We start from the raw sequence: 257 nt of genomic DNA on the forward strand, positions 1-257 counted from the left end.
GTTTGCAGCAAATATGGTGGCTTGCAAACCGCGTGGCTGATAACGGCTGTTATACATAATTGATGGATCAAACCCGGTAGGAAACTGCCCTGCCGATTTAATTGGGTTATCACGTGTAGAATCAAGCTTTACGTCTAAGTCTGCAGCTATTGTTACTTTTACTTTTTTGCCATCAAGCGTTTGTACATTCCAACTTGCAGGTACTGGACTTGGTAAATCGCGTGCGCGAGTTTCAAATACAATCGCGTTTTCATCAG

1 pseudogene is annotated in these 257 nt (G+C 43.2%); it reads right to left on the reverse strand.

Features of this window, described 5'->3' with window-relative positions:
* Positions 1-257: pseudogene (locus SB756_RS32205) on the reverse strand (beta-ketoacyl synthase); the annotation flags it as partial.

The sequence above is a fragment of the Pseudomonas sp. SIMBA_068 genome, from assembly GCF_046534705.1.
GTDB classification, from domain to species: Bacteria; Pseudomonadota; Gammaproteobacteria; order Pseudomonadales; family Pseudomonadaceae; genus Aquipseudomonas; species Aquipseudomonas putida.